Raw genomic sequence first — 25,543 nt, forward strand, 5'->3', positions numbered from 1 at the left:
CAATTGGCCGCATCAGATAAAAATCCGCCCTCGGGCGGATTTTTTTTGCCTGTCATTCGGCGCGGGTAGCTACTTACCCAGTTTCTGTGCCGGCTCTGACGAAAAGCGTGCGCTGCGGGCATCTCGCTCATAGCCCTGTGGCTGGGTGAGAATACCGTACAGCGCGGGCCGACGGCCGTGGATCCAGCGGCGTCCGGTACTGAGCGGGATCAGCGACAGATCCAGTTCCGCCGTGACCATCTGATTTTCCGCCGCCCAGGTTTCCGCCAAAATACGGCCATACGGGTCGAGGATCATCGCATTGCCGGTGCGGACCTCGTCGTCATCGCGCCCCACACCATTGCTGAACAGAACAAAAAGGCCATTGTCATGAGCGCGAGCCGGTAACCAGCGCAACAGCCAGCCGCGGCCATGTTCGCCACGAAATGCTGCCTCTATCGCCGCAGGATTTGTCTGCCGCTGCTGCCAGACTTCCAACGGTATTGGCTTCATACCATGCGGGCTACGGGAATGGGTGCCGCCCGTTTGATGCGGAGCCAGCAGGACTTCAGCCCCCAGCAAAGCGGTCGCACGCACGTTCTCTACCAGGTTATTGTCCCAGCAGATCAATACTCCCATCCGAACCCCCCATGGGGTGTCAAACACGGTGAAGCTGTCGCCGCTGGCTATCGCCGGGTGCTCAAAGGCATGCAGTTTTCGGTGTACGTGAAGCTTGCCGTCGGGCAGGCAAACCGCGTAGGCATTGTAATATTTGCCGTCTTCACCCTGTTCGATGAGCCCAACACCGATCGCCATGTTGTAGCGCTCCGCCAGCGGACGAATACGCGCCAGCGAAGGGCTGGTGGCAATGGGTTCGGCCAGTGCGCCAATTTCGCCTGCGCTGAGGTGTCGCACGTGCCAATAGCCGGTAATGCACATCTCCGGGAAGGTCAGCACCTGGATTTGTTCGGCGGCGGCGCGAGTGATAAAGCCCTCGATCACCGACAGGTTGTAATTTTTATCGTTGGCGCGATGCTGGAACTGCACCGTCGCGGCACGCAGAAAGTTTGTCATAAGGTTACCTTTGGTCGTTGTCTGGCGTTGATTACAGCAAAGCTATTGATTACTGTATAATCAATTAAATTCTTAATTTGATAACCAAACGGAATGGATATTCGACAACTGCGCGCCTTTGTGGTGCTGGCTGAACAGGGCAATTATCACCTGGCGGCAGAACGGCTGTGTATCACCCAGCCGGCACTGAGCAAACAGATCCAGGCGCTGGAAGCGCTGCTGGGCGCCCGGTTGTTTAACCGTGGTCGCCAGGGGGCACAGCTCACCGCCAGCGGACAGCGACTCTACCCCGAGGCACAGGCGCTGGTGGGGCAGCATTTACAGTTTCAACAGCGTGCTTTGAGGATCGTGCAAGGCGAGGCGGGGCGGTTGGCAATTGGATTCGGGCTGTCCAGTTTTCACCTGGCACCGCAACTGGTTGCCGCCTTCCGCCAGCGTTTTCCTGAGGTTGCCGTGGGGCTGGAGGATTTGCCTTCGGAGCGGCAGTATCAGTTGTTATTGCAAGGAGAGCTGCAGGTGGGGTTCGTGCGGTTGCCGGTCAGCAAACCGCTGCGGGCCAGCGCGCTGCTGAGCGATCGGTTGGTGCTGGCGGCACCCGCAGCGTTGGCGCTGAAGGCGGAGGCGATCATCGGGCAATTCAACACCCTGCCGCTGCTGCAGCTGACGCCAAAACGCGGACGCGGTCTGAGCGAACAGTCGCTGCGTTTTATTGCCGCCCATCAACTGGTGCCGAATGTGGTGCAACAGGCGGGGGATATCCAGACGCTGTTGGCGTTGGTTGCCGCCGGCATTGGCGTTGCCCTGTTGCCGCACAGCGTCAGCCATATTATTCCGGCGGGTATCGATATTCTGCCGCTCAGCGGTGAACAGACCGAGTGGCAGGTCGGCATTGCCTGGAACCCGCAGCAGGCTGATGCGCTGCGGGATAATTTTATCCAGGTTGCGTTGGCCGCGGCGTCGGTGCGTTAACGGCCTGGTTTACAACGGGCAGTGCATCACCAGTATCGGGTTCTGATGGTACTCGCTGCGGTGGCTTTCGCTAAAACCGACCTTCTTCGCCAGCGCCACTGAAGGCTGGTTTTCCGGTGAAATAATACAGACCGCCTTATCGCCCGGTAAATGCTCTTTTCCCCAGGCCAGGGCCGCACGCAACGCTTCGGTGGCATAGCCTTTGCCCTGCGCCGATGTCACTAATGTCCAGCCCATTTCCGGGGCGTCGAGCGCCGGGGTGATATGCCGCTGGAAGTCAGAAAAGCCGATGCCACCGAGGTAAGCGCCGCTGACTTTATCGCGCACCGCCCAGTACCCATAACCTAATAGCGCCCAGTGCCCCACGTAACGCATCAGTCGGCCCCAGGAGTCTTCCCGATCTCTCGGCGTGCCGCCGATATAGCGCACCACTTCAGGATCGGCCCACATGGCGGCCAATGAGTCAAAGTCGTCCAGCGTATGGGCATCCAGGCGTAAACGTTCGGTAAGCAACTGCGGGGCGGTGGTGATAAGGGGCATTATTTTTTTCCTGCACAGAGCCAAAAGGGTCTGTGCAGTATGCCAGAGAAATTACACCGCCAGCCACAGCAACCAGGTGAACAGGAAACCACTGAGGCCGAGGATAGTGGTCAGTACCGTCCAGGTTTTCAACCCATCAGCCACTGAAAGACCGAGATATTTGGTGACGATCCAGAAGCCGGAATCATTCACGTGCGACAGCCCCAGCCCGCCGAAGCAGGTGGCGAGGGTAACCAGTACCAATTGCAGGTGATTCAGTCCGCTGACCGCTTCCGACAGTAACCCTCCGGTTGTCAGGATTGCCACGGTGGCGGACCCCTGTGAGGCACGTAGAGCCAGTGAGATAATAAACGCCGCCGGGATTAACGGCAGGCCAATGGTGGTCAGAACCTCCGCCAATGCCTTGCCCACGCCAGACTCCACCAGCACTTTGCCGAACACGCCACCGGCACCGGTTACCAGGATCACTACCGCGGCAGTGGGCAGCGCGCCACCCATTACGTCGCTGGTGTGTTGCAGGCTCCAGCCGCGGCGAATGGCCAGGAAATAGAACGCCAACAGCAGGGCGATCATCAGCGCCACCGCTGGGGAACCGATCAGCGATAAAGTGTCACGCAGTACCGAACCTGGCTCAAGCAGGGTGGCGGAAACGGTACCCAGCATGATGATCGCGATAGGAATGACGATCAGCGCGGCCACCAGCCCGGCCCCCGGAGGGTTGATGCGATCGCTTAACGGCGCTTTGCCTGCAGGAGCCGGCTCGGGGGCCGCCAGCTGCAATTGCTCCAGCACTTCAATCGACAACGGGTAGGGCTTACGGTTCAGCCATTTAGCCGCGAAGTAGCCGATAACCCCGACCGGAATGCAGATAGCCAGGCCGATAATGGTCAGCCAGCCGATGTCGGCGTTCAGTAACCCGGCAGCAGCCACCGGGCCAGGGTGCGGCGGCAGCGCGACGTGCACCGTCAGCATTACGCCGGCCATCGGCAGGCCAAATTTCAGCGGGGAAACTTTGGCCACCTTGGCAAAGCCGTAGATGATCGGCGCCAAAATGATAAAGCCGACGTCGAAGAACACTGGAATACCGAGAATAAACGCAGCGATGGTTAGCGCGGCGATGGTACGTTTTGGCCCTAAAGCCTGGCTGAAACGATGGGCCAGCGACTCGGCCCCGCCGGAATGCTCGATCATTCTGCCAAGCATCGCGCCCAGACCGATAATAATGGTGACCGAGCCCAGCACGCCGCCCATTCCGGCGGTCATCACTTTCATCACTTCGCCGGTCGGAATACCGCTGGCCAGCGCCACCAGCAGGCTAACCACCAGCAGGGCGACAAATGGCTGGATCTTGGCCTTGATCACCATCAGCAGAAGCAGCACTACGCCTAATGCGGCAATTATCAAAAGCAGGGAAGTGGACATGGGATAGCCTTTAATCGGGTAAGAGTCAGGCACCGCGATCGCCGGCTGGCGATACGGGTGCGTTTAATTTTTATATTGTTGCTGTCAGGTACGCAGGATCGGCCTGTTACAGGTAAGGCTTTATCCACCCCAGCCCGGCCCGGGTATCGCCACGCGGTTTGTACTCGCAGCCAATCCAGCCGGTATAACCGAGGCGGTCCAGTTGGGCGAACAGCCAGGGATAATTGAGTTCGCCGTCGTCCGGTTCATGGCGTTCTGGTACTGAAGCTATCTGAATATGGGCATAGCGCCCGGCCAGTGCAGCCATCAGACCGCTGATATTGCCGTCGACCAACTGCGCATGGAAAAAATCGAACTGGATAAACACATTCGGGCGATCGACGGCTTCGACCAGTTTTGCTGCCTGATGCTGGCTGGAGAACAGATAATTGGGCTTAACCTGCGGGCTGAGCGCTTCGATCAGTACCTTGATGCCGTGTTGGGCGAAGCTGTCGGCGGCGTAGCGGATATTACCGATAAAGGTATCGCGGTAGCGTTGCCAATCTTCGCCGGGCGGAACCACACCGGCCATGACGTGTACGCTGGGGCAGTTCAGCGCGATGGCATAGGCCAGAGCTTTGTCGATATCGGCACGCGCGGCCTGTTCGCGGCCAGGAACCGCCGCCAGCCCCCATTCTCCGGCATCGGCATTACCGGGGGCGGTATTAAACAGCACCTGCTGCAGGCCGTGGCGGCGCAGATTTTCCGCCAGTAACTCGGCCGGATAGTCATAGGGGAACAGGAACTCCACCGCGGTGAACCCTTCGACGGCCGCAGCCTCGAATCGCTCCAGAAACGGCAGTTCGGTAAACATCATCGATAAATTGGCAGCAAATTTTGGCATGATTCAGCTCCGTAGCTCGGCAATCTCATCATCGGTCAAATAACGAATCGGGCGTTCGCCGAGGGTGAAAATCAGCTTCGCCGCATCCTCCATCTCTTCGGTGTTGTCCGCCGCGGCACGCAGGCTCTTACCTGTAACCACCGGGCCGTGATTGGCCAGCAAAAAAGCACGGTGCGTCGGTGCCAGATTGGCCAGATCTTCCGCCAGTCGCAAATCACCGGGACGATAGTAAGGCACCACCGGCACCTTGCCGACGCGCATCACCACATAAGGGGTGAAGGGTTTGATGGCATTCTCCACGTCCAACCCCAGCAGGCAGGACAGGGCGGTGAGATAGGTACAGTGCAGGTGCACCACCGCTTTGCATTCCGGGTTGTTCAGATACAGCGCGCGGTGGAAACTGATCTCTTTTGACGGTTTATCTCCGGACAACCATTCGCCGCTCAGGCTGACTTTCGACAACCGATCGGCCTGCAGTTCACCCAGACAGGAGCCGGTGGGGGTGGCCAGTAGCGTGCCGTCCGCCAATAGCAGCGAAAGATTACCGGCAGACCCGGTGGCGTAGCCACGCTGAAAGAACGAGGCCCCCAGACGTACCATTTCTTCACGCGCCTGTTGTTCGGTGGTCAGTGTCATAGGGGGAACTCCGTTTGCGCCCGGGCGAAAAAGTTCTCGTCGCCAAAATTGCCCGACTTCAGGGCCAGTGAAATAGACTGATCGATGGCACGCACCCAGGGCACGCCGGGAGAAATACAGGGGCCAATGTGGAAACCGCGAATACCCAGAGCCTGCGTTACCACGCCAGAGGTTTCGCCACCGGCGACGATAAAGCGGCTGAAACCCCGCTGTTGGAGCTGTTTGACCACCCCGGCGAACAGCGACTCCACCGCCTGGCTGGCGGCGGCCATACCGTACTGCTGTTGCACCTGCTGCAGTTTTTCCGGCTCAGCGGTGGCGTACAGCAGAGGGGCCAGCGGGGCATTCGCCTGCTGTTGCACCCAGTCGACCAGCTCGGTGATATAGGCCGTGCGCTCGGCATCATTCAGGCACCGCGCCACGTCGACCGCCATAGCGGCCGCCTGTTGACGGTAACGTGCCACCTGTTGATTAGTCATAGTGGAACAGGAACCAGACAACACCACGGCTTTTGCTCCTTGCGGCGCTCCTGCGGCCTGTGGACTGCCTTGCCCCGGTTGCGCCCATTGGCGTGCCAGGCCAATCGCCAGGCCGGAGCCACCGGTCACCAGCTTCATATCTTTCAGCGCCGCACCCTGGGTCAGCAAGTGCTGTTCATTCAGCGTATCGAGCACCGCGTAACGCATGCCCTGCAGTGCCAATTGCCGTAGTTTTTCAGCCACCGCCCCGGCACCGCGATCCATTTCTGCGGCGTTCACCAGCCCACAGCGTCCCTGAGCCTGTGCTTCCATCAGCCGCAGCAGGTTACTGTCGGTCATTGGCGTTACCGGATGGTGGCGCATGCCGGACTCTGCCAGCAACTGATCCGCCACGAACAGATAGCCCTGATATACGGTGCGGCCGTTAACTGGCAACGCGGGTGAAATCACCGTCTGGCTTTCGCCCAACGCATCAAGCAGGGCGTCGGTCACCGGGCCGATATTGCCCTGCGCGGTGCTGTCGAAGGTCGAACAATATTTGAAGTAAAATTGCCGGCAACCCTGGCGCTGTAGCCAGGCCAACGCCTGCAACGACTGCTCAATGGCCTGCGCCACCGGGCAGGAGCGTGACTTCAGGCTGATAACCACCGCCTGCGCTTCGACCGGCAGGTCATCCCGCGGCACGCCGTTCAACTGCACCGTCGGCAGGCCGTTTTCTACCAGAAAGCTGGCAATATCGGTGGCTCCGGTAAAATCATCTGCAATGACGCCGAGCAGCATTATGCGTTCTCCTTCTTTTGCGGCAGGTCGATACCGGCGAAGATCTTGATCACCGCACTGTCGTCCTCTTTACCGAAACCGGCATTACTGGCGGCGGTGAACATATTGAAGGCGGTTGAGGCCAGCGGCAGTGGGAAATGCAGCGCTTTGGCAGTATCCGCCACCAACCCCAGATCCTTCACGAAGATATCAACCGCCGATTTAGGTGCATAGTCACCGTCGACCACGTGGCGCATGCGGTTCTCGAACATCCATGAGTTACCGGCGGCGTGGGTGACGACATCGTACATAACGTCCAGCGGGATGCCGGCGCGGGCGGCCAGCGCCATGGCCTCGGCCCCGGCGGCGATATGTACCCCGGCCAGCAGTTGATGGATGATTTTCACCGTAGCCCCCAGGCCAATCTCTTCGCCAATGCGATAGACCTTGCCGGCAATGGCGTCCAGCACCGGTTGCAACTGCCGGAAAGTGGATTCGGCACCGGAGGCCATCACCGTCATCTGGCCCTCGGCAGCCTTGGCGGCACCACCGGAAACCGGGGCGTCCAACATGTTCAGACCCAGGGCCAGCAACTGCTGTTCGATCTGTTTGGCATCGGCCGCGGAAATGGTGGAAGACACCATCACCGGCGTATTTGGCTTCAGCTTCGCGGCCAGGCCGTTGTCACCAAACAGGATCTGTTTCACCTGCGCGGCGTTGACCACCAGCAGCAACAAGGCATCGAGTTCGGCTGCAAAGTCGTCTGCGCGGGTAGCCGCCTGTTTTGCTCCGGCCTGTTGCAAGGAGGCCAGCGCCTGCGGGTTAAGATCGACACCGTAAGTAGTCAGTCCGGCATTAATGCACGACTTCGCCGCTCCCATGCCCATTGAACCTAATCCTACGATGCAAACTGCAAAATCCGCTGGCTGTGTCATAGCGCACCCCTTGTTAATTTTAGTGATAATTTGTTTTGTTGTGTTAAATATAAGCGCTTTGTCGTGCGTCATCAGCGATCGTTGTCACAATTATTAACAGTGGGTGAATAAGGTTCACATCAGCCAATAATATAAATTTTGCTCTATCTATTTGTTTTAAAAAATTAAAATAAAATCACCGATAACATGAGCGACTTCACGGCCTGAAAACAGCGGGCTTTCACCGAACGAAAATTGACGTAAAATCACAATTATTATCACTGCGGTAAAGAGAGGGAACCGTGATACCTGTAGAACGCCATCAACAAATTTTAGCGCTGGTATCAGAACGCGGGGTGGTCAGCATTGCTGAGTTGACCGAACGGCTGGGGGTGTCGCACATGACCATTCGCCGCGATCTGCAAAAGCTCGAGGAGCAGGGCGCGGTACTGGCGGTATCGGGTGGCGTGCAGTCGGCAGAACGGGTGGCGATTGAGCCTTCGCATCAGGACAAGGAAGGGATGTACAGCCAGCAGAAAGCGGCCATCGGTCAGTTGGCTGCCCGGCAGATCCCCGCTGACAGCTGTATCTATCTGGATGCGGGTACCACGACGCTGGCGCTGGCCAGACACATTAGCGATCGCGATGACCTGACGGTGGTCACCAATGATTTCGTGATTGCGGGTTACCTGATTGAACACAGCCAGTGCAAAATCATTCACACCGGCGGCACCGTCTGCCGTGAGAATCGCTCCTGCGTGGGGGAAGCGGCAGCGCAGGCATTGCGCGGGCTGTTTATCGATCTGGCGTTTATTTCCGCTTCGTCATGGGGCATGCGTGGGCTGTCGACGCCGAACGAAGACAAGGTGATGGTGAAGAAAGCCATTGTGGATGCCAGCCGCCGCTGCATTCTACTCAGCGATACCTCTAAATACGGTAAAGTTGCCACTTATCTGGCACTGCCGATAACGGCATTTGACGCGATTATTACCGATAACAACCTGCCAGCCGCCGCGCGCGAGGCTATCCAGCAGGCGGATATTACGCTGATGACGACCGGGGAGTGATTGGCTAAAACAGAAAACCCCCAAATGGGGGTTATGACGTTTCGTTGGAACGGTAGCGGCTGATGACCCGCCCTGGCGTACCGAGGCAACCTCGTTCACGCCACTCCTGGCATCTTTGTTCCCACCAGGCATCATGGAAAGCTTGTAAGGCCTGCAAGCGCTGTTCTTTAATACTCAAAAAATTCGAGCTTTGCTCCTGTGATTGATCCAAGACGTTAGATTTCGATGACATATAAACCGTCCTTTATGAATTCCATTTTGTATAAATACTGTACTCTTTGAGCATGTTTTTTCAATAGTGAATCATAGATTTTGGCCAGGGCGGGTCTTAAAGGTACGCTAAAAACGAGCTTTGCCTGATATTGGGTAACGAAGTCGATAATAGTTTTACCTATCCCATCGACGAACAGGCGCTCACGTTCAGAAAATGTATACCCCATGGGGGTATAGGTATCGAATGCGGAGCGTCCTTGTCTGGTGGCAAGACTTAGTGTTTTGATATCATAAAACTCTATGGCATAAGCGTTATCTAAAAAGTCTGGGTCGGTATAAACATGCGCAAACCATGCTCGCATTTCTTGAGTGATCTTTTTGAAATCCAGATAATATTCTGCAGTTTTTTCGTCACTTTTGCTTACTGTTATCTGAATTCACCCGCCCGTAGCGTATAGCGCTCCATAGCATCAATCTCCATGATAAAATCCTTTTTATTATTACTTTTCCAATAGTTATCTTCCTTGTTAATGGTGAATTATTAGCAGCGACGGGATATCTGTGCCAGCCGTCCGCGGGGATCCTGCGCAGTGCTGCGCAGAAAACTAAATTCCGCTGAACCAGTTATAACCCTGATCTTCCCAGTAGCCGCCGGGGTTGGTATCGCTGACAAAAATAGCGGCGATATGTTTGGCGTTCTTGAACCCCAGCTTGGTGGGTACCCGCAGCCTTAGCGGGTAGCCGTAATCCGCTGGCAGCGCCTTGCCGCCGAAATCCAGCGCCAGAATGGTCTGTGGATGCAGCGCGGTGGCCATGTCGATGCTGGAGTAATAGCGGTCCGCGCATTTGAAGCCAACATAGCGCGCGTTCAGATCCGCCCCGACGTGCTGCAGGAAGTTACGCAGCGGCACGCCACCCCATTGGCCGATGGCGCTCCAGCCTTCGATACAGATCAAGCGGGTGATCTGGCTTTGCTGCGGCAGGCGCTGCAGCTGTTCCAGCGTCCAGGGCGCTTTTCTCTCTACCTTGCCGGAGACTTCCAGTTGATAGCTGGCCAAATCCACTTCCGGCACGTTGTACTCGGGGTAAAACGCGTTAAACGGGAAGGGATTGGTGATTTGGTCCGGGCGATAGGTTTGTGCCAGCTTCTGGCCACTGAACAGCCAGGCCTGCACCCGATCGTTCCAGCGCGACATTGCCCACAACACTTTATCGACCTGATCGCCGTCCTGCAGGTTGCAGCCGCTCAGCATGGCGATGCCGCCCAGCGTCAGGCCGGAACGCAACATCAGGCGGCGCTGCAGATTGACCAATTGTTTCTTTTGCGCCGGCTCCAGCGTCGGTGCCGCGGGGCGCTGTTTTTTATCACTCATGCTTGCCACCCGTAATCATTGCCCACAGCGTGCGCGGCACGATCATCACCATCAGCAGGTGGATCACCACAAATAAACCAATGCCGGACATAGCGAAAAAGTGCACATAACGCGCGATATCAAAACCGCCAAACAGGCTTACCAACCCTTGTAGCTGCACCGGTTTCCAGATTGCCAGCCCGGAGAGCACCAGCAACAGCCCGAGAATCAGTACCCCGAGATACATTAGCTTTTGAATGGCGTTATAACGGCCGTGCTGATGTTTTAGCCGCAGCGTTAACGCCTGCCAGATATCGCGTCTTAACGTACCGGCGGTGAGCGGCAGCAGATCGCGTCGAAAATGGCCGCTGAACAGGCTCCACAGGAAATAGCACAGCGCGTTGCCTGCCAGCAGCCACATGACCGCCAGATGCCAACCAATTGCGCCCCCCAGCCAACCGCCGAGCGTGACCTGCGGCGGGAAGCGAAAGCCGAACAGCGGTGAGGCGTTGTAGATTTCCCAGCCGCTCATGAACATGCAGACCATGGCAAACAGGTTAATCCAATGGGTAATGCGTACCGGCCAGCGGTGCACCGGCCGTGGCGCGTTGGTTTTCATCATCGACTCCCGAGTTACATCGGCGGAACGGTGCCGTCTTTGCCGGCAGAAATACGGGTGGCGACGCGTTCGCCCTTATCGTCAGTGGCGGAGAACAACACGATGTGCGCACCGGGTTTGAGCAGGCTGCGATCGCCGGGATCTAGAGTCACGATCGGCACATCTTCCGGCACGTTAACGGTTTTCTGCTGGTTGCCGTAGGTCACGGTCAGAGTGCGACCGTTGGAGTTAACCAGTTTACCGACGGTGCCGTTGGTCATGGTATCCACCTTGCCGTCGGCAGATTCCCAGGCCGAATGGCCCTCACCGGTGCCGCGCAGGCTGGCGGCGAACACGTGGACTTCCAGCGCTTTCAGGCTGCCGTCCGCTTGGGGTACCGCAGCGGTGCCGATAAAGCTGTCCGGTTTAATGTCGTCCAGCGTGCCTTTTGAAACGCTCAGCACCTTCGTCTGGTCGTTGAGTTTCACATTGACCGTTTCCCCTTTACGGTCGGTAATTTGCAGGCTGCTGTCGGTCACCTGACTGATAGTGCCGCGCAGTGGAGCAATAACTTTCCCTGGCGTTTGAGCCGCAGCGGCGGCTCCGCTGCACAGCATCAGGGTGGACAGCAGTAAACCGGCAAAACGATGACGGGTAATCATAATGTTCTCCTCTGTTTAGGTTGCCGGTTAAGCATGGTTGAACAACAGGGACAGCACCATGTCGGTTTAATGACATTAATGTCATCAAGCATGTCTGCCGAAGCTGCTAGTATTTCCGCAGGTGTAATGAGGTGGCGACAATGCGGATATTGGTAGTTGAAGACGACATCAGTACGGGTGATTACCTGAAGAAAGGGCTGGGCGAGGCCGGGTACAGCGTCGATTTGGCGCGTAACGGCACCGACGGCCTGTTTCGGGCGCTTGAGGATGCTTACGACGCCATTGTGCTCGACGTGATGCTGCCAGGGCTGGATGGCTGGCAGATCATTGAGGTACTGCGCAAGAAAAGCGATGTGCCGATCCTGTTTCTGACTGCCCGCGACGGGGTTCAGGATCGTATTCATGGCCTGGAACTGGGGGCCGATGATTATTTGATCAAACCTTTTTCCTTCACTGAACTGGTGTTGCGATTGCGCACCTTATTGCGGCGCGGCACGGTACGTGAGGCCGACCACTATGCCATTGCCGATCTGCAGCTCGACGTTCTGCGGCGCAAAGCGGTACGGCAGGAGCAGGTGATCCCGCTGACCAACAAAGAGTTCATGTTGTTGCATCTGTTGGTGCGTCGTGAAGGGGAAGTGTTGTCACGCACCATGATCGCCTCGCAGGTCTGGGACATGAACTTTGACAGCGATACCAACGTGGTGGATGTGGCGATCAAGCGGTTGCGTGCCAAGATTGATCGGCCCTTTGACGTCAAGCTGATCCACAGCGTGCGCGGTATCGGCTACGTTTGCGAGCCGCGTCCATGAAGGCTCTGGTCCAGCGTTGGCGTGCGCTGTCGTTGACGCTGCGCAGCGCTATGCTGTTTGCGCTGGTGGCGGCGTTGGTCGTCAGCGGTGCGGGATGGTACCTGTACGACGCAATGCGTCAGGAGATGACCTTCCGCAGCGATTTGCAGGTCACCGGCCGGGTGGAGTATTACCGTAATTTACTGAGCCGGCGTTTTCCCCTCGAGCAGCTGATGGCGAACACCGGCCTGTTTGAAAATATGCTGGGGAACGAGCAGGACGTGCTGATTTTTCAGCAATCTGGGCAAAAGTCGTTAATCAACGTTAACCCGGCCAGGGTGAGCCTGCCGCCGATGATCCCGACGCCGGTTGGCACACCGCAGCGGTTGAGTGCGGTACAGAGCGGGCAGACGGCGCAAGGCGTGCCATTGCGAGCCGCCTCGGCGCTGGTCAGACTGGAGGACGGCAACCTGCTGCAGATCTCGGCGGCTCATGTGATGTTCAATGAACAGAAGATGCTGGCGCGTTATCTTTGGCGAATTGTCGCCGCGGTGATAGTGGCGTTTGTGCTGATCGCATTGCTGGGTTATTGGGTGATGCGCCGTGGCTTACAGCCATTATGGCGCATGGCAGCGCAGGCGGCGGTGATCACACCGAATACGCTGTCGACTCGCCTGAGCGAGCAGGGGGCGCCGAAGGAATTGCAGCAACTGACTCGTTCGTTTAATGCCATGCTCGATCGCCTGAACGAAGGCTATCAACGGCTGACGCAGTTTTCCGCCGATCTGGCGCACGAGATCCGCACTCCGGTGGGCGCGTTAATGGGGCAATGTCAGGTGGCGCTGTATCAGTCACGCAGCGTGGAGGAGTATGAAACCCTGTTGTCGAACAACATGGATGAACTGGAACGCATTTCGCGCATGGTAGAAAATATTCTGTTTCTGGCGCGTGCCGGCGAAGGGCAAGCGGTGCTGAACGTCAGTCGCCTTGATATGGCGCAAGAGCTGCAACGGGTGGCGGATTATTTTGAAGGCCTGGCGGAAGAGCGCGGTATTACGCTGGTTTGCGCAGGCAGAGGGCAATTGCTGGCGGATGCCATGTTGTTCCAACGTGCACTGAGCAATCTGGTGGCCAATGCGGTGCGTTATGCCGATGAGAACAGCCAGATATTACTCCAGACCCTCACTCAGCAGACTGGGGAAGTGGTTGTACAGGTGGTTAATCAGGGGCCGGCTATTGCTCCAGCCCATCTTGATAAGTTGTTTGACCGTTTCTACCGCGCGGATGCTGCCCGCAGTTCCGGCAGCCATGCCAGCGGGCTGGGATTGGCGATCGTCCGCGCAATCATGACGCTGCACGGCGGTGTCACTCGTGCCCACTGCTCCGGAGGGAATAACTCCGCCCGGATCACCTTTAGCCTGATCTTTCCCGCCGCAGATTAATTTAATCCCGCCGTTTGAGACTAATCTTTGCATCACTAATATAGTGACGCAGGGTATTATTGGCGCAAATGTATTCGTAACCATTTACTTTCATTTCCCCCGTTATTGTCTCTATACCCCCGAATCAAAAGATTAATCCTGCCGTAAATTGCGTCTATTTTACGCTTTACCCTTTGATTTTTGGTTAAATATAGTGTCATCAAAAATTATGCATTATTATTTTTTCATTAAAAATGCTTGCATTAAATGAGCGGGAAGGATTTTTAGCTTAAAGGCGATAATTTACAAAACAAAAAACTAACTTTAAGAACTTTTACATATAAATATATCAATGATTGTGATGTTTGTATAATCTTTGGTTATGGTTTATGAGAAAAATCTTATATCGAAAACAGTAAGGCGAGAAACATCCATTCTGTGGCGTTAATTGATTTTCATTGCGATTGGAGACTGGAATTACTGATTAACCTGATTAAATATTGCTTAATATTTTATTAACATTTAACGACGGCGATAAATAATCACTAGAGTGACCTCTAAAAAATGAAATATAGATTAAACGATCACATCATTTTTGATGTGGATACGGGTACCCTGAGCCTAACGGAGTTCTCTGATGACCCCATCTCTATTTCCAATCCTTCAAAGCGACTACTGCTGCTATTGATTACCCATCATGGTGAGGCAGTTGGCCGGGAAGTGATATTCAAGAAGGTTTGGGACGATTATGGCATGGTTTCTGGTAACAATAATCTTAACCAGTGCGTGAGCAAGCTACGTCGGGTAATTAAAAACCTGGGCATTGAGGAAGAGGTGATCGCCACCGTACCCAAGGTCGGTTTTATGCTGCGCTATGAAATAATAGTTGAACACTGTGACGGGCCGGAAAACAGCTTCACCGACGAAGAAACGTCTGTTATTCCGCATGCCTCTGTTCAACCGGAAATAGCATCAACGGCCGGGAAGCCGGGGAGCGTCGGGACAGTGTATGCCGGCTATTCCCGACGTTGGTGGACGATAGCCAGCATCGTCGCACTGGGGGTGATTATGCTGGTGGTGGCGATTAGCTGCTACCTCACCGGCTCGGTTTCCCGGCAGGAGATTTATTTGGGTAAGGCCAACAGCTGTAAGGTTTTCATGTCGATGCCCGGCGCTGCGGTTGCCGTCAGTGCCGGCCTGAGTCGTGACATTCTGGCCTATGCCGCCCCGCAGACGGCAGAGTGCAGCGGCGACGAGTTCTTGTTGGTGGTGCGTAGTAACCAGGTGCGCTCCTACATTTCCGGTATTTCCCGGCTATTTTTCCTGCGTTGTCGCATTTTGCGTGAGCACAGGGTCGAAATTTGTTCTGGTCTTGAAAGCGACAAAGCAGCAATTATCAATTAATCATTACTCGGTGTCAGGATGAACACCACCCCGGGGGAAAGGAATATGCCGCCAATATTATCACCTTGATATTAATAACTTAAGCTTTGCCTTTTGGCTACTAATGCAGCATTTCCGCCTCAATCGCTATTTTTATACCTAAATTACGGTAATAGATTATGACGAATATTCCTTTCAAAGAGGCTATTCTCTTTTTTGAACCCAATCCCTGGGTAAGAAAAGGATTACGGGCACTTATTGAACCCGAGCCAACGCGCTACCAATTTGTCTACAGCATCAGAGAAATAGAGGCTGTGCTGAAGGAGAATGAGAAACAAATCCTCATTATGGAGTTGTATAATGAAAGTGAGAATTTGTATGATGTATTACGCTTCATTCTGACGATTAATGATTTCTGGCCGAAGACTCCGCTGATCATATTTACTGAAGTGACTAACGCCAGCATACTGGCGATGCTGGCGGCAGAGACGCATTTATCCCTGGTGGCAAAAGGCGATCCGCTGGATTGTCTGCTCGAAGCCGTTGCCGTTGCCGACACGGGAGTGGGGTTTCGCAGCCCGGGTATTCAGGCGGCGCTGACCCAGCCCGTGGAGCCTCTTTCACGCAGCGAATGGCTTATACTGGCGATGATGATTGCCGACAGCGATCCGCGGCGCATCGCCCGTGTCACCCATCGCAGTTACAAAACGGTGAGTACCCATAAGTTGAATATCATGCGCAAACTTGGCCTTAATCAGGCAGGGTTTATGCGTCTGATTCTGGCTTTCCGCATTCAGCATCCTGCCTGAAAATCAACCGTCGGTCCGTCTTGTTACCAGTCAGATCGGCGGCTTAATAAAACCTCCTCAGATCGCTTATTTTTCTCGCCACTTACCATTTCGCCAGAATTGATTTAGATCAATTTAAATATCCTACAAAAATAATTCAAATGGCCGCATTTACGCCTGGCGTAATTGAGCATTTCATATGCTGTTTTGGCCGTTTTATTGGCATGGAAAATAATAGGGATTTTGTTCTTGCTGTGGGCATGATCTGGGTTTTAAAGCTTAAATCTGGTTGAGTAAACGTTAATTGTGGAATTAAAATCTAAATATTTAGGTATTGGTAGTTAATGGTTCTTTTTTGATTTGAAGCGGTTACTCTCCTTCTCGTCAAGCAGACTGGCTAAAGCAGGTCACGCTAATGGACGCACAATCATATTTAAAGTTGAAGGGAGTTTTACCATGAAGAAAATTACACTGGCACTGGCCATTATTTCAGCCTTCGCTGCGGTTAGCACTGCACAAGCCGCCGACGTCACCGCTCAGGCGTTGGCCACCTGGTCTGCTACCGCAAAGAAAGACACCACCAGCAAACTGGTTGTTACCCCAATCGGCAGCCTTTCCTTCAACTACGCGGAAGGCATCAAGGGCTTTAACAGCCAGAAAGGTCTGTTTGACGTGACTGTGGAAGGGGATGCCACCGCTACCGCATTCAAACTGACTTCCAAACTGGTTTCCAACACCCTGACTCAGCTCGACACCTCTGGTTCTACCCTGAACGTGGGTGTGAACTACAACGGCGAGGCCGTAGAGAAAACCGCTGAGACCACCATGATTGATACCTCTGCCGGCATTCTGGGTGGCAACCTGAGCGCGCTGTCTAACGCCTATAACAAGGCCGTTCGTACCAGTGCACAAGACCAGTTCACCTTCACCATCATTGGCGCCACCTCTGACGGCACCACCGCAGTGACTGATTTTAGCACCTTGCCGGAAGGGATCTGGAGCGGTGATGTGAGCGTTGAATTCAACGCCACCTGGACCGCCTAATCCCCTGAGTGACCGCTGTAAAACAGGGGGGTAACCCCCTGTTATTCACCGCTACTGAAGAACGCCACTGGAATACCGTCATGAAACCTTTCTCTCTCGCCGCCCTCCTGCTGTTATCGCTGTCTTACCCTGTTTTCGCGCTTGATGTCGGTGAGATCAGTTCGTTCATGCACAGCGATAGCGCGCGTCTGAGTAAAGAAATCAAGAACACCACCGACAGTGGTCGCCTGGTGAACATCAAAATCGAGCGTATCTCCAGCCCGCTGGAATCGGGTGCGGTGGTGCCGATGGGCAGCAAAGATGAAATGTTGCTATCACCGGCCAGCCTGATATTGCCGGCCAACGCCAGCGATGTGATTCGCTTTTATTACAAAGGGCCAACTGATGGCCAGGAGCGCTACTACCGCATCGTCTGGTTCGATCAGGCACTGAGCGACGTGGGGCAAAACTCGGCCAAGCGCAATGCCGTCGCGACCACCTCTGCACGAATCGGCACCATTTTGGTGGTGGCACCCCGGCAGGATCAATTCAATTACCAGTTTGCCGCCGGCCAGATCAAAAACACCGGCAACGCCACTTTCAAGGTGGTGGCCTACGGCAACTGTCGTAACAAGAAAGACGGCAATGACTGCAAGGAAAACTATTTCGTGATGCCGGGCAAGGCGCGGGGGTTCAGCAAAGTAGACGTCAACGACAAGAAAGGTCGCGTGGCGTTATGGCATGGCGACCAGTTTATCCCGGTGAAATAGAGCAGCTTGTCTGCAATGAAACGGAATGCACCACATTAAAGCAAGGAGTGGCATGTGAAGGCTGTGCTGTTGAAAACGCTGCTGGCCGGCGGGGTGATGGCGATCCCTGCGGTGTTGCTACCGGGCCAGGCGGCGATCGCTGCCGGGCTGACCCAAATTGACGGTGTGTTGATCCCGCAGACCTTCAGCCTGGCGCTGCGCGAAGGCATGAGTATTCCACTGCTGCTGCACTTTGAAAAAAACAGCGGTGTAAAAGATGACAGCCGCATTGGGCACGCTTTTTTATATCTGGATAACGATCGGCTGAAAATCCGCCAGATCACGCTGGAAGACGGGGACGATGGCACGCCGCTGACCGCAGAGACCATCAGGCAATTACAGGCGTTGCAGGAGGCTAAGTTTGACCAGCAACAGCGCATTGCACTGACGGATGACGCCTGGCTGGCGCTGGATTTCCGCCAGCTTAATTTGCAGCTGGTGGTGAAGGAGGCGGCGATGGGGACCCTGCTGCGTGCTCGCTCCAGCGACATCGGCGTTTCCAGCGTGGATGCCGTCAGCAGTACGCTGGATTATAACCTCGGGGTTTATGATAACCGCACCCGGGCCAGCGAGGGCAATACCTCCAGCTACCTGTCGCTCAACAGCGTCACTGCCCTGCGTGAGCATCATGTGGAAGTTAACGGTTCCGTTTATGGCATCGGCAGCGGCGATGAGAACGCCACGCTGTATAAGGCAATGTACGAACGTGATTTCGCCGGCCGCCGCTTTGCCGCCGGCATGCTGGACAGCTGGAACCTACAGTCGCTGGGGCCGGTCACTACCATCAACTCCAGCAAGATCTATGGTCTGTCTTATGGTAACCGCGCCAACTCCACCGTATTTGATAACAGCCAATCGCTGACGCCGATCGTGGCGTTCTTCCCCTCTGCGGGGGAAGTGCATCTGTCGCGCGAGGGACGACTGTTGAGCGTGCAGAACTTTGCCATGGGCAACCATGAGGTGGATACCGGCAACTTGCCTTACGGTATTTATGACGTTGAGGTTGAGGTGGTGGTCAACGGTCGGGTGGTGGATAAACGCATGCAGCGGGTGAATAAGCTGTTCAGCCCTAACCGCGGCGCCAATGCGCCGCTGGCCTGGCAATTTTGGGGCGGCATGATCCGCATGGATGACTGGCGCGGTGATGATCAACGCCAGCGGCAGGCCAAGGATTCTTACCTGATCGGCGCGTCGGCCACCGGTAACCTGCAGACGCTGAACTGGGCGCTGTCTGGTTACTCGTTTGACAGCAACGCGGTGGGTGAAAGCCGTATCAGCGTGCCACTCAGTCAGTCGATTCAGTTCAACGTGCAGAACATGGTGGCATCTGACCATTCCTGGAGCCTGGTCAACAGCGTCAGTGCCGCACTGCCCGGCGGTTTCAGCAGCCTGTGGGTCAATCAGGAAAAAACGGTGATCGGCGACAAACTGCTGCAAAACGATGCGCATAACCGCGCCATCGGCGGCACGATGAATTTTGGCGCGCTTTGGTCACCGTTGGGGAGTTTAAGCCTCAGTTATAACGACGATAAAAAGAACGGCAGTCACTATTACAACGCTGATTATTACCAAAATATTTTCACCGGTCGTTTTGGCACGCTTGGCGTGCGTGCCGGCGTACAGCGCTACAACAACGGTGGCTACAGTTCGAATACCGGCAAATACATCGCACTCGATTTCTCACTGCCGATGGGCAACTGGCTCAGCGCCGGGGTTTCAAACCAGAACGGCTATACCACGGCCAACCTGGCCGCGCGTAAAGACATTCAAGACGGCCCCATTCGCACCCTGGGTGCCAACCTGTCACGGGCGATCTCCGGTGACACCAAGGGCGACAACAGTATGAACGGAGGGGCCTATGCGCGCTTTGACACCAAATATTCCGCCGGTACGGTCAACGTCAGCAGCTCTGCCGACGGTTACGTTAACACCAGCCTGACCGCCAGCGGCAGCGTAGGTTGGCAGGGGCGTGATATTGCCGCCAGCGGCAGAAATGAGGGCAATGCGGGCATCATCTTTAACACCGGCATTGAAAATGACGGCATGCTGACCGCCCGGGTTGATGGCCGGACGGTCAAGCTGACCGGCAATAAAAACTATGTGCCGTTGTCGCCGTATGGCCAGTACGAAGTTGAGTTGATGAACAATAAAAACTCGGCGGAAAGCTTCGATATCGTCACCAGGCGCAAGAGCAAGTTAACGCTGTATCCGGGCAATGTGGCGGTGATCACGCCGGAAATTAAACAGATGGTGACGGTATTTGGCCGCATCAAGGCGGAAGACGGCACACTGCTGGCCAACGCCTATATCAAAAACCATATCGGCCGCACCCGCACCGATGAAAAAGGCGAATTCATTATGGACGTCGATAAGAAGTTCCCGGTGATCGACTTTACCTACAGGGGTAACCAGAGCTGTGAAGTGAGTCTGGACCTGAGTAAGGCACAGGGGGCGATATGGGTCGGCGACGTGATTTGTAGCGGACTGCAAACCTACGCGGGTAACCTGCAGACAGGAGAGACGATCAATGAAGGCTAAGTTTACGCTGCTGCTGATGCTGTGGGTTACCTTGCCGCTGCGCGCGGCGGTGAGCGTCACCAACAGGCCGGATGCCGCGACGATGAAGTTCGTGTTTGTCGAGAATAACGCCGATGACAACTTTTTTGTTACGCCGGCCGGTGGGCTGGATCCGCGCATGACCGGCGCCAATAAGTGGACCGGGCTAAAATACGGCGGCTCCGGCACCATCTATCAACAAAGCCTCGGCTATGTGGATAACGGCTACAATACCGGCCTGTCAGCCAACAATCGTTTTGACATGTGGCTGGAAAATACGCCGATCAAGAACCCGTTTCTCGGGCTGCGCTGCATTAACTGGTATGGCGGCTGCAATATGGATACCAGCCTGATTCTGCCGCAGGCAACCGACGAGAAAGGATTTTACGGTGCGGTGGTTACTTCGGGTGGGGCTAAATGGATGCACGGTATGATGTCGCCGAGTTTCTATCAATACTTGCAGCAAATGGCCCCAGGCAGCGCATTCAGCATGCAGATTAATGCCTGCCAAACCGCGGATGTCTACGATGCCAGTAGCGGGGGGCGCTGTCAGAATCAGAGCAGAGGTAGCTGGTATAAACGCACCGTAACCCACAGCAAGGCGGCGCATCTGCGTTTTATCAACACCAATGCGGTGTCGGAAGTGTTTGTTAACAGTGATGGCGTACCGATCATCGGTGAGGGCAATGCCGACTGTAAAAACCAGACTATCGGTTCACGCTCTGGCATCACCTGTAAAATGGTCAGTTACGATCTGCAGACCGACGGCAGCGTCAGCAATACCTCGATTCACGTGTTCCCGGCGATCAACCATGCGGCGTTAACGTCGGCGACCAACGCCGCCGATTTGCAGTTCAGCCTGGATGGCAATAGCTGGAAAAACACCTCGGGAACCGGCAGCTATTACACCTTTAATCAACTGAAGAGCAGTAATGTGATTTACGTGTTCTTCGCCAGCAACTTTTTCAAGCAAATGGTGAAACTGGGGATTTCCGACAGCGGCACTCGCGACCTGATCAACTTCCGCTTCCAGAACACCACCTCACCCGAGTCTGGCTGGTACGAGTTTTCCACCTCCAACCAGTTGATTATCAAACCGCGTGATTTCAGCATCAGCATTATCTCCGACGACTACGATAACCAGCCACACCGCGAAGGTTACGTCGGCCCGGCGGAGCCTTCGCTGGAGTTTGGTTATATCGTCACCACCAGCGGCAAGACCGCCGCCGACCAGGTGCGAGTGATGGCCACCGGCCCAACGCAGGTGATCAACGGGATTAATTACTGCATTTTTTCCTCGGCGGATAACCAAAGTCAGGTGCCTTTCCCGGCCATGCTCAGTATCACTACCAGCACCAACGGCCAACAAAGCTATGACGCAGGCTGCGACGGACAGTGGCATGACATGACCAATGCGTTATGGAGCAGCACGCCGTGGAATGACATCTCCGGTGAGGTAGGGGTGCTGAACAAAACCCGGGTCAAGTTCAGCATCCCGATGAATAACCCGATTTCCCTAAAGACGGTGGACGGTAACGGCTGGTATGGCGACGTTAGCGCCGCCGGGGAGATCCACGTTGAAGCCACCTGGCGCAACATTAACTAGGAACAACCCATGAGAAGCTGGCTGTTCTGGCTGCTGTGTTGGCCATTTGGTGTGATGGCAATAAACGTCGGCACCCTGACGTTTGCGATGGATCAAGACCAATCGTTCACCGCCAAGCGGGTGCTGAACAACAACCGCAGCGCGCGTATTTATCAGGTGACTGTGCGCGCCATCGACAGACCGGGGGAGAAAGAAACACGCAGCCGCCCGGCGGACGGCGAACTGCTGTTTGCCCCGCGCCAGCTGCAACTGCAGGCCGGGCAGGGCGAATATTACAAGTTCTTCTACCGTGGCCCGCAGGACGATCGCGAGCGTTATTACCGGGTATCATTTCGCGAAATTCCCACCCGCCTTTTCGACCCGGCGCAGCGTCAAACTGCCGGCGTCAATCTGGAGCCGATAGTGGTGATGGACACCATTTTGGTGGTGCGCCCACGCCAGAGTCATTTCGCCTATCGGTTGGATCCGCAGCGTGGCACGCTCACTAATACCGGCAACACCTACTTCAAGTTCCTGCTCAAGCCCGGTTGTGACAGTACCGACGAGGAGGGGATCACCGAATACCTGCGCCCGGGTGATACGCTGACCCATGCAGGCATTCGGCTGAAAGGGCAGAAATTTATTATTTATAACGACAAATTTATCAGCGTCGATAAAAGCTGCATTAACTAACGCAGCGGGATCGAAAAGCGGAAACAGGCACCGGTTTGCGGCCGCTCGACCAGTTGGATATCGCTGTCGTGCAGCAGCAAAATGCGCCGAACGATCATCAGTCCCAACCCGCTGGCATGGCGGCGGGCGCTGCTCAGAATCGAAGGGCGCACGAACAGATCGGCGCGTAGTTCCTGCGGGATGCCCGGGCCGCTGTCATTAACCTGCACCAGCACCTTGCCTGCCTGTTGCCACAGGCGCACTTCAATCTCACCGCCCTGCGGCGTGTGGCGGATGGCGTTGTCCAGCAGGTTGGTCAGTACCCGCTCAATCATGCTGACATCGGCAAACACCAACGGAATGCCGGGGGTAATATCCGCCAGCAGCCTTTGCTGGCGAGCCTCTGCTGCCAATTCGAACTTCTGGAACACGTCCTGCACCAATTCGCTGAGTGAGAACGGCTCCTTCTGCGGTTTCACCACGCCATACTCCAGTCGCGCCAGCTCGAACAGTTCCTGCGCCAATCGGCCGACCTTACGGCTCTGCGCCAGTGCAATCTCCAGATAGCGTTGGCGATCGTTGTCGCTCAGGCTGGCCGATTTAACCGACAAGGTTTCCAGGTAGCCGTGCAACGACGTCAGGGGAGTGCGCAGATCGTGCGAGATATTGGCAATAAACTCACGGCGTTGCTGATCCTGCTGCGAAAGCGTCTGCCACTGTTCGGCGATACGCTGCGCCATGCTGCGGAATGCCTGCTGCAGTCGGCTGACTTCATCGCGACCGCCGCTGTCGGCTGGCAGCATGGCATAGGCTTGTACCGCCGCGATGCCCCCGCTGTCCAACTCACTGACCTGACGTGTCAAACGGCGGATAGGTCGGGTCACCCAATAAAACGCAAAACCACCGGCAACCAGACTAAATAGCACCATCAGGCCCGAGGTCCACAGCGCCATGGAGACCGCGGAGTTATGCAAAGCATGACTGGTTAACGCGTCGTAATCCTCGCCCAGCAAAACCACGTACAGGTAGCCCTCAACCTGACCGTTGAGCTTCAGGGGCGCGGCGCTGAACACTTTTTTGGCATCCGGATTACGCGGGTCATCGCCGTACACCGGCATATTTGCACCATTAAAGAGCGCCTGCAGCGGCTGCAGGCTTACTTTTTGTCGCTTCAGGTGACCGGCCGGTGCGGCATCGCCGATAATCTCGCCCTGCTTATCGAGCAGGTACACCTCAACGCTGGGATTCACCGCCATCAGTTGACCGAACAGGTTTTGCACCGACTGCGCGTTCAGCCCGTTTTGCCCCAACAGCGGGTTGCTGTCGGCAATGTGCTGCGCCAGATTACCGGACAGCCGTTGGATTACCGCCTGGCTGTACTGGGTGCTGCTGCGCACCTGCATCCAGCCGGAGATGGCGCAGCTGACTACCATCAACAGGGCGAAGATCAGGGTCAGGCGTTGCGTTAGCGTAAGGTTTTTCATGATTCACTCTTGCGGCACAGCCGCGAATTTATAGCCCATGCCCCACACGGTGAGGATGCGCTCGGGTTCCGCCGGGTTGGTTTCGATCTTGATACGCAGCCGGTTGATATGAGTATTCACGGTGTGCTCGTAGCCTTCGTGCTGATAACCCCACACCTGATTGAGCAGGCTGAGGCGGGAAAACACCTTGCCGGGGTGTTTGGCAAAAAAATACAGCAGGTCAAATTCGCGCGGCGTCAGATCGATGGTCTGTTGGTTCAAATGTACCTCACGGGCAATCGGGTCGATGGTCAATCCGTCAAAACTGAGCGTGCCGGCGTCCATCCGCAGGTTGCGGCTCATCGCCTCCTGGCGGCGAAACAGCGCCTTGACCCTGGCCACCAGTTCCAGCATCGAGAAGGGCTTGGCGAGGTAGTCGTCCGCCCCCAGCTCCAGCCCCAGGACGCGATGCACTTCGCTGGAACGCGCGCTGGTAATAATGATTGGCGTGTAGCGCGTCATATTGCGGGCGCGGCGGCAGATCTCCAGCCCGTCAATGCCCGGCAGCATCAGGTCGAGGATCAGTGCATCCCAGCCACCCTGTTCCAGCATCGCCATGCCCAGATTGCCATCGGCGGCATGGCTGATGTCATAGCCTTCATCGCGCAGATGTAATTGCAGCAGCTCAGCGATGTTGCCGTCGTCCTCGACGATTAAAATTTTCTTTGGCTTTTCCACTCTTCTCACCGCTATTGCCAGACCTGATTGAAGTCTACACAACCCTCAGTGCCGGAGTTATCACATTTTATTTAACTTTGCGTGAGGTCTTGGGGAACAAATCAGGCGGATACTCAGCGCATCGAAACGCCACCCAAGGAAAGCCTCATGGCCATGTCCATTACACCGGAGAAACCGGTGGTGATCCATCCGCTGTGGCTGCGCCTGACGCACTGGCTGAATGCGCTGGCGATGCTGATTATGGTCACCAGCGGCTGGCGTATCTACAACGCTTCGCCGTTGTTTAACTTCAGTTTTATCAATGAGCTGACGCTGGGCGGTTGGTTGGGCGGCGCGTTGCAGTGGCACTTTGCCGGCATGTGGCTGTTTGGCATTAACGGTCTATGTTATCTGCTGATTAATATTTTCAGTGGCCGGCTGAAACGCAAATTCTGGCCGCTCAGCCCGAAAGCCTTGCTCGGCGATTTGCTGGCGGCGCTGCGGGGCAAGCTCGGCCATAACGATTTACGCCATTACAACATGGTGCAGCGGGCAGCCTACCTGTTTGTGATGGTGGCGGGCGTGGTGATGGTGCTTTCCGGCCTGGTGCTGTGGAAGTCGGTGCAATTTCCACTGTTGCGTGAACTGCTCGGTGGCTATGAAGCGGCGCGTTATATCCACTTTTTCGCCATGTCGGGGCTGGTGGGTTTTGTGGTGGTGCATCTGGTGATGGTGGCGTTGGTGCCACGCACGCTGTTGGCCATGCTGCGTGGACGTTAAGGAGAGCC

25 protein-coding genes are annotated in these 25,543 nt (G+C 55.7%); 12 read left to right on the plus strand and 13 right to left on the minus strand.

Annotated features, from left to right (window positions below; all coding sequences use genetic code 11):
* Positions 1 to 69: 69 nt before the first annotated feature.
* Entirely contained in the window at positions 70 to 1,053 is a 984-nt protein-coding gene (locus M2406_RS01055; RefSeq protein ID WP_012005918.1) for a nitrilase family protein, read from the minus strand.
* A gap of 93 nt (positions 1,054 to 1,146) precedes the next feature.
* On the opposite strand from M2406_RS01055, the gene M2406_RS01060 reads away from it, so the two are divergent.
* Positions 1,147 to 2,022, plus strand: coding sequence for a LysR family transcriptional regulator (locus M2406_RS01060; RefSeq protein WP_012005919.1), 876 nt, complete (start codon positions 1,147 to 1,149; stop codon positions 2,020 to 2,022).
* Between the two features lie 9 nt (positions 2,023 to 2,031).
* Here the strand turns inward: M2406_RS01060 and M2406_RS01065 are convergent, their stop codons facing one another.
* The 6 genes from M2406_RS01065 to ltnD all read right to left on the minus strand — a co-directional run bounded on the left by M2406_RS01065 (position 2,032) and on the right by ltnD (position 7,676).
* Positions 2,032 to 2,562, minus strand: a complete 531-nt coding sequence (locus M2406_RS01065) for a GNAT family N-acetyltransferase (RefSeq protein ID WP_012005920.1) — start codon at positions 2,560 to 2,562, stop codon at positions 2,032 to 2,034.
* 51 nt (positions 2,563 to 2,613) lie between these two features.
* Positions 2,614 to 3,984: a GntP family transporter gene (locus M2406_RS01070; protein WP_012005921.1), complete on the minus strand. Its 1,371-nt coding sequence runs from the start codon at positions 3,982 to 3,984 to the stop codon at positions 2,614 to 2,616.
* A 106-nt stretch (positions 3,985 to 4,090) separates the two neighbouring features.
* The gene (locus M2406_RS01075; RefSeq protein WP_259188126.1) at positions 4,091 to 4,867 is read right to left on the minus strand and encodes an HPr family phosphocarrier protein; all 777 of its coding nucleotides are present in this window, start codon (positions 4,865 to 4,867) and stop codon (positions 4,091 to 4,093) included.
* Positions 4,868 to 4,870: 3 nt separating this feature from the next.
* The gene (gene otnC, locus M2406_RS01080) at positions 4,871 to 5,503 is read right to left on the minus strand and encodes a 3-oxo-tetronate 4-phosphate decarboxylase (protein WP_259188127.1); all 633 of its coding nucleotides are present in this window, start codon (positions 5,501 to 5,503) and stop codon (positions 4,871 to 4,873) included.
* Positions 5,500 to 6,762 carry a 3-oxo-tetronate kinase gene (otnK, locus tag M2406_RS01085; protein WP_256137866.1) on the minus strand — a complete coding sequence of 421 codons (1,263 nt, stop codon included), beginning with the start codon at positions 6,760 to 6,762 and terminating at the stop codon, positions 5,500 to 5,502. Before otnK ends, otnC begins: the two co-directional genes overlap by 4 nt.
* Positions 6,762 to 7,676 carry an L-threonate dehydrogenase gene (gene ltnD, locus M2406_RS01090; protein ID WP_012005925.1) on the minus strand — a complete coding sequence of 305 codons (915 nt, stop codon included), beginning with the start codon at positions 7,674 to 7,676 and terminating at the stop codon, positions 6,762 to 6,764. The genes otnK and ltnD overlap by 1 nt, the downstream gene beginning before the upstream one ends.
* A 281-nt stretch (positions 7,677 to 7,957) precedes the next feature.
* On the opposite strand from ltnD, the gene ygbI reads away from it, so the two are divergent.
* Positions 7,958 to 8,722, plus strand: a complete 765-nt coding sequence (gene ygbI / locus M2406_RS01095; RefSeq protein ID WP_012005926.1) for a DNA-binding transcriptional repressor YgbI — start codon at positions 7,958 to 7,960, stop codon at positions 8,720 to 8,722.
* A 215-nt stretch (positions 8,723 to 8,937) separates the two neighbouring features.
* On the opposite strand, the gene M2406_RS01100 is transcribed toward ygbI, so the two are convergent.
* The 4 genes from M2406_RS01100 to M2406_RS01115 all read right to left on the minus strand — a co-directional run bounded on the left by M2406_RS01100 (position 8,938) and on the right by M2406_RS01115 (position 11,547).
* Entirely contained in the window at positions 8,938 to 9,297 is a 360-nt protein-coding gene (locus M2406_RS01100; protein ID WP_259188128.1) for a hypothetical protein, read from the minus strand.
* Between the two features lie 243 nt (positions 9,298 to 9,540).
* Positions 9,541 to 10,308: a molybdopterin-dependent oxidoreductase gene (locus M2406_RS01105; protein WP_259188129.1), complete on the minus strand. Its 768-nt coding sequence runs from the start codon at positions 10,306 to 10,308 to the stop codon at positions 9,541 to 9,543.
* Positions 10,301 to 10,906: a cytochrome b/b6 domain-containing protein gene (locus M2406_RS01110; RefSeq protein ID WP_259189922.1), complete on the minus strand. Its 606-nt coding sequence runs from the start codon at positions 10,904 to 10,906 to the stop codon at positions 10,301 to 10,303. The genes M2406_RS01105 and M2406_RS01110 overlap by 8 nt, the downstream gene beginning before the upstream one ends.
* A 14-nt stretch (positions 10,907 to 10,920) precedes the next feature.
* Complete coding sequence (locus M2406_RS01115; protein WP_012005930.1) at positions 10,921 to 11,547, minus strand: hypothetical protein; 627 nt, start codon at positions 11,545 to 11,547, stop codon at positions 10,921 to 10,923.
* Between the two features lie 140 nt (positions 11,548 to 11,687).
* On the opposite strand from M2406_RS01115, the gene M2406_RS01120 reads away from it, so the two are divergent.
* From M2406_RS01120 to M2406_RS01160, 9 genes are all read left to right on the plus strand, one after another.
* A complete protein-coding gene (locus tag M2406_RS01120) occupies positions 11,688 to 12,359 on the plus strand; it encodes a heavy metal response regulator transcription factor (protein WP_012005931.1) in 672 nt (223 codons plus the stop codon).
* Entirely contained in the window at positions 12,356 to 13,780 is a 1,425-nt protein-coding gene (locus M2406_RS01125; RefSeq protein WP_259188130.1) for a heavy metal sensor histidine kinase, read from the plus strand. The genes M2406_RS01120 and M2406_RS01125 overlap by 4 nt, the downstream gene beginning before the upstream one ends.
* A gap of 543 nt (positions 13,781 to 14,323) precedes the next feature.
* Entirely contained in the window at positions 14,324 to 15,163 is an 840-nt protein-coding gene (locus tag M2406_RS01130) for a winged helix-turn-helix domain-containing protein (protein WP_259188131.1), read from the plus strand.
* A gap of 158 nt (positions 15,164 to 15,321) precedes the next feature.
* On the plus strand, positions 15,322 to 15,951 hold the full coding sequence (locus tag M2406_RS01135) for a LuxR C-terminal-related transcriptional regulator (RefSeq protein WP_259188132.1): 630 nt from the start codon (positions 15,322 to 15,324) through the stop codon (positions 15,949 to 15,951).
* 435 nt (positions 15,952 to 16,386) lie between these two features.
* A complete protein-coding gene (locus tag M2406_RS01140) occupies positions 16,387 to 16,974 on the plus strand; it encodes a common pilus major fimbrillin subunit EcpA (protein WP_012005935.1) in 588 nt (195 codons plus the stop codon).
* Between the two features lie 80 nt (positions 16,975 to 17,054).
* Positions 17,055 to 17,723 (plus strand): hypothetical protein, encoded by a 669-nt coding sequence (locus M2406_RS01145; RefSeq protein WP_112363845.1) that lies wholly within the window; start codon positions 17,055 to 17,057, stop codon positions 17,721 to 17,723.
* Positions 17,724 to 17,819: 96 nt separating this feature from the next.
* The gene (locus M2406_RS01150; protein WP_259189923.1) at positions 17,820 to 20,300 is read left to right on the plus strand and encodes a CS1-pili formation C-terminal domain-containing protein; all 2,481 of its coding nucleotides are present in this window, start codon (positions 17,820 to 17,822) and stop codon (positions 20,298 to 20,300) included.
* Positions 20,290 to 21,924, plus strand: a complete 1,635-nt coding sequence (locus M2406_RS01155) for a hypothetical protein (RefSeq protein ID WP_259188135.1) — start codon at positions 20,290 to 20,292, stop codon at positions 21,922 to 21,924. The genes M2406_RS01150 and M2406_RS01155 overlap by 11 nt, the downstream gene beginning before the upstream one ends.
* Before the next feature lie 9 nt (positions 21,925 to 21,933).
* Positions 21,934 to 22,596, plus strand: coding sequence for a fimbria/pilus periplasmic chaperone (locus M2406_RS01160; RefSeq protein WP_012005939.1), 663 nt, complete (start codon positions 21,934 to 21,936; stop codon positions 22,594 to 22,596).
* On the opposite strand, the gene M2406_RS01165 is transcribed toward M2406_RS01160, so the two are convergent.
* Positions 22,593 to 24,059, minus strand: coding sequence for a HAMP domain-containing sensor histidine kinase (locus M2406_RS01165; protein ID WP_259188137.1), 1,467 nt, complete (start codon positions 24,057 to 24,059; stop codon positions 22,593 to 22,595). The genes M2406_RS01160 and M2406_RS01165 overlap by 4 nt on opposite strands.
* 3 nt (positions 24,060 to 24,062) lie before the next feature.
* On the minus strand, positions 24,063 to 24,776 hold the full coding sequence (locus M2406_RS01170) for a response regulator transcription factor (RefSeq protein WP_012005941.1): 714 nt from the start codon (positions 24,774 to 24,776) through the stop codon (positions 24,063 to 24,065).
* Positions 24,777 to 24,923: 147 nt separating this feature from the next.
* On the opposite strand from M2406_RS01170, the gene M2406_RS01175 reads away from it, so the two are divergent.
* Positions 24,924 to 25,535, plus strand: coding sequence for a cytochrome b/b6 domain-containing protein (locus tag M2406_RS01175; RefSeq protein ID WP_012005942.1), 612 nt, complete (start codon positions 24,924 to 24,926; stop codon positions 25,533 to 25,535).
* The last annotated feature ends 8 nt before the right edge of the window (positions 25,536 to 25,543 follow it).

Source organism: Serratia sp. BIGb0163 (genome assembly GCF_024809935.1).
GTDB classification, from domain to species: Bacteria; Pseudomonadota; Gammaproteobacteria; order Enterobacterales; family Enterobacteriaceae; genus Serratia; species Serratia quinivorans.

Excerpts from the sequence above, each read along its gene's own strand:
- M2406_RS01055 (WP_012005918.1), bottom strand. The coding sequence starts at position 1,053 with ATGACAAACTTTCTGCGTGCCGCGACGGTGCAGTTCCAGCATCGCGCC.
- M2406_RS01060 (WP_012005919.1), top strand. The coding sequence starts at position 1,147 with ATGGATATTCGACAACTGCGCGCCTTTGTGGTGCTGGCTGAACAGGGC.
- M2406_RS01065 (WP_012005920.1), bottom strand. The coding sequence starts at position 2,562 with ATGCCCCTTATCACCACCGCCCCGCAGTTGCTTACCGAACGTTTACGC.
- M2406_RS01070 (WP_012005921.1), bottom strand. The coding sequence starts at position 3,984 with ATGTCCACTTCCCTGCTTTTGATAATTGCCGCATTAGGCGTAGTGCTG.
- M2406_RS01075 (WP_259188126.1), bottom strand. The coding sequence starts at position 4,867 with ATGCCAAAATTTGCTGCCAATTTATCGATGATGTTTACCGAACTGCCG.
- otnC (WP_259188127.1), bottom strand. The coding sequence starts at position 5,503 with ATGACACTGACCACCGAACAACAGGCGCGTGAAGAAATGGTACGTCTG.
- otnK (WP_256137866.1), bottom strand. The coding sequence starts at position 6,762 with ATGCTGCTCGGCGTCATTGCAGATGATTTTACCGGAGCCACCGATATT.
- ltnD (WP_012005925.1), bottom strand. The coding sequence starts at position 7,676 with ATGACACAGCCAGCGGATTTTGCAGTTTGCATCGTAGGATTAGGTTCA.
- M2406_RS01100 (WP_259188128.1), bottom strand. The coding sequence starts at position 9,297 with ATGCGAGCATGGTTTGCGCATGTTTATACCGACCCAGACTTTTTAGAT.
- M2406_RS01105 (WP_259188129.1), bottom strand. The coding sequence starts at position 10,308 with ATGAGTGATAAAAAACAGCGCCCCGCGGCACCGACGCTGGAGCCGGCG.
- M2406_RS01110 (WP_259189922.1), bottom strand. The coding sequence starts at position 10,906 with ATGAAAACCAACGCGCCACGGCCGGTGCACCGCTGGCCGGTACGCATT.
- M2406_RS01115 (WP_012005930.1), bottom strand. The coding sequence starts at position 11,547 with ATGATTACCCGTCATCGTTTTGCCGGTTTACTGCTGTCCACCCTGATG.
- M2406_RS01120 (WP_012005931.1), top strand. The coding sequence starts at position 11,688 with ATGCGGATATTGGTAGTTGAAGACGACATCAGTACGGGTGATTACCTG.
- M2406_RS01125 (WP_259188130.1), top strand. The coding sequence starts at position 12,356 with ATGAAGGCTCTGGTCCAGCGTTGGCGTGCGCTGTCGTTGACGCTGCGC.
- M2406_RS01130 (WP_259188131.1), top strand. The coding sequence starts at position 14,324 with ATGAAATATAGATTAAACGATCACATCATTTTTGATGTGGATACGGGT.
- M2406_RS01135 (WP_259188132.1), top strand. The coding sequence starts at position 15,322 with ATGACGAATATTCCTTTCAAAGAGGCTATTCTCTTTTTTGAACCCAAT.
- M2406_RS01140 (WP_012005935.1), top strand. The coding sequence starts at position 16,387 with ATGAAGAAAATTACACTGGCACTGGCCATTATTTCAGCCTTCGCTGCG.
- M2406_RS01145 (WP_112363845.1), top strand. The coding sequence starts at position 17,055 with ATGAAACCTTTCTCTCTCGCCGCCCTCCTGCTGTTATCGCTGTCTTAC.
- M2406_RS01150 (WP_259189923.1), top strand. The coding sequence starts at position 17,820 with ATGGCGATCCCTGCGGTGTTGCTACCGGGCCAGGCGGCGATCGCTGCC.
- M2406_RS01155 (WP_259188135.1), top strand. The coding sequence starts at position 20,290 with ATGAAGGCTAAGTTTACGCTGCTGCTGATGCTGTGGGTTACCTTGCCG.
- M2406_RS01160 (WP_012005939.1), top strand. The coding sequence starts at position 21,934 with ATGAGAAGCTGGCTGTTCTGGCTGCTGTGTTGGCCATTTGGTGTGATG.
- M2406_RS01165 (WP_259188137.1), bottom strand. The coding sequence starts at position 24,059 with ATGAAAAACCTTACGCTAACGCAACGCCTGACCCTGATCTTCGCCCTG.
- M2406_RS01175 (WP_012005942.1), top strand. The coding sequence starts at position 24,924 with ATGGCCATGTCCATTACACCGGAGAAACCGGTGGTGATCCATCCGCTG.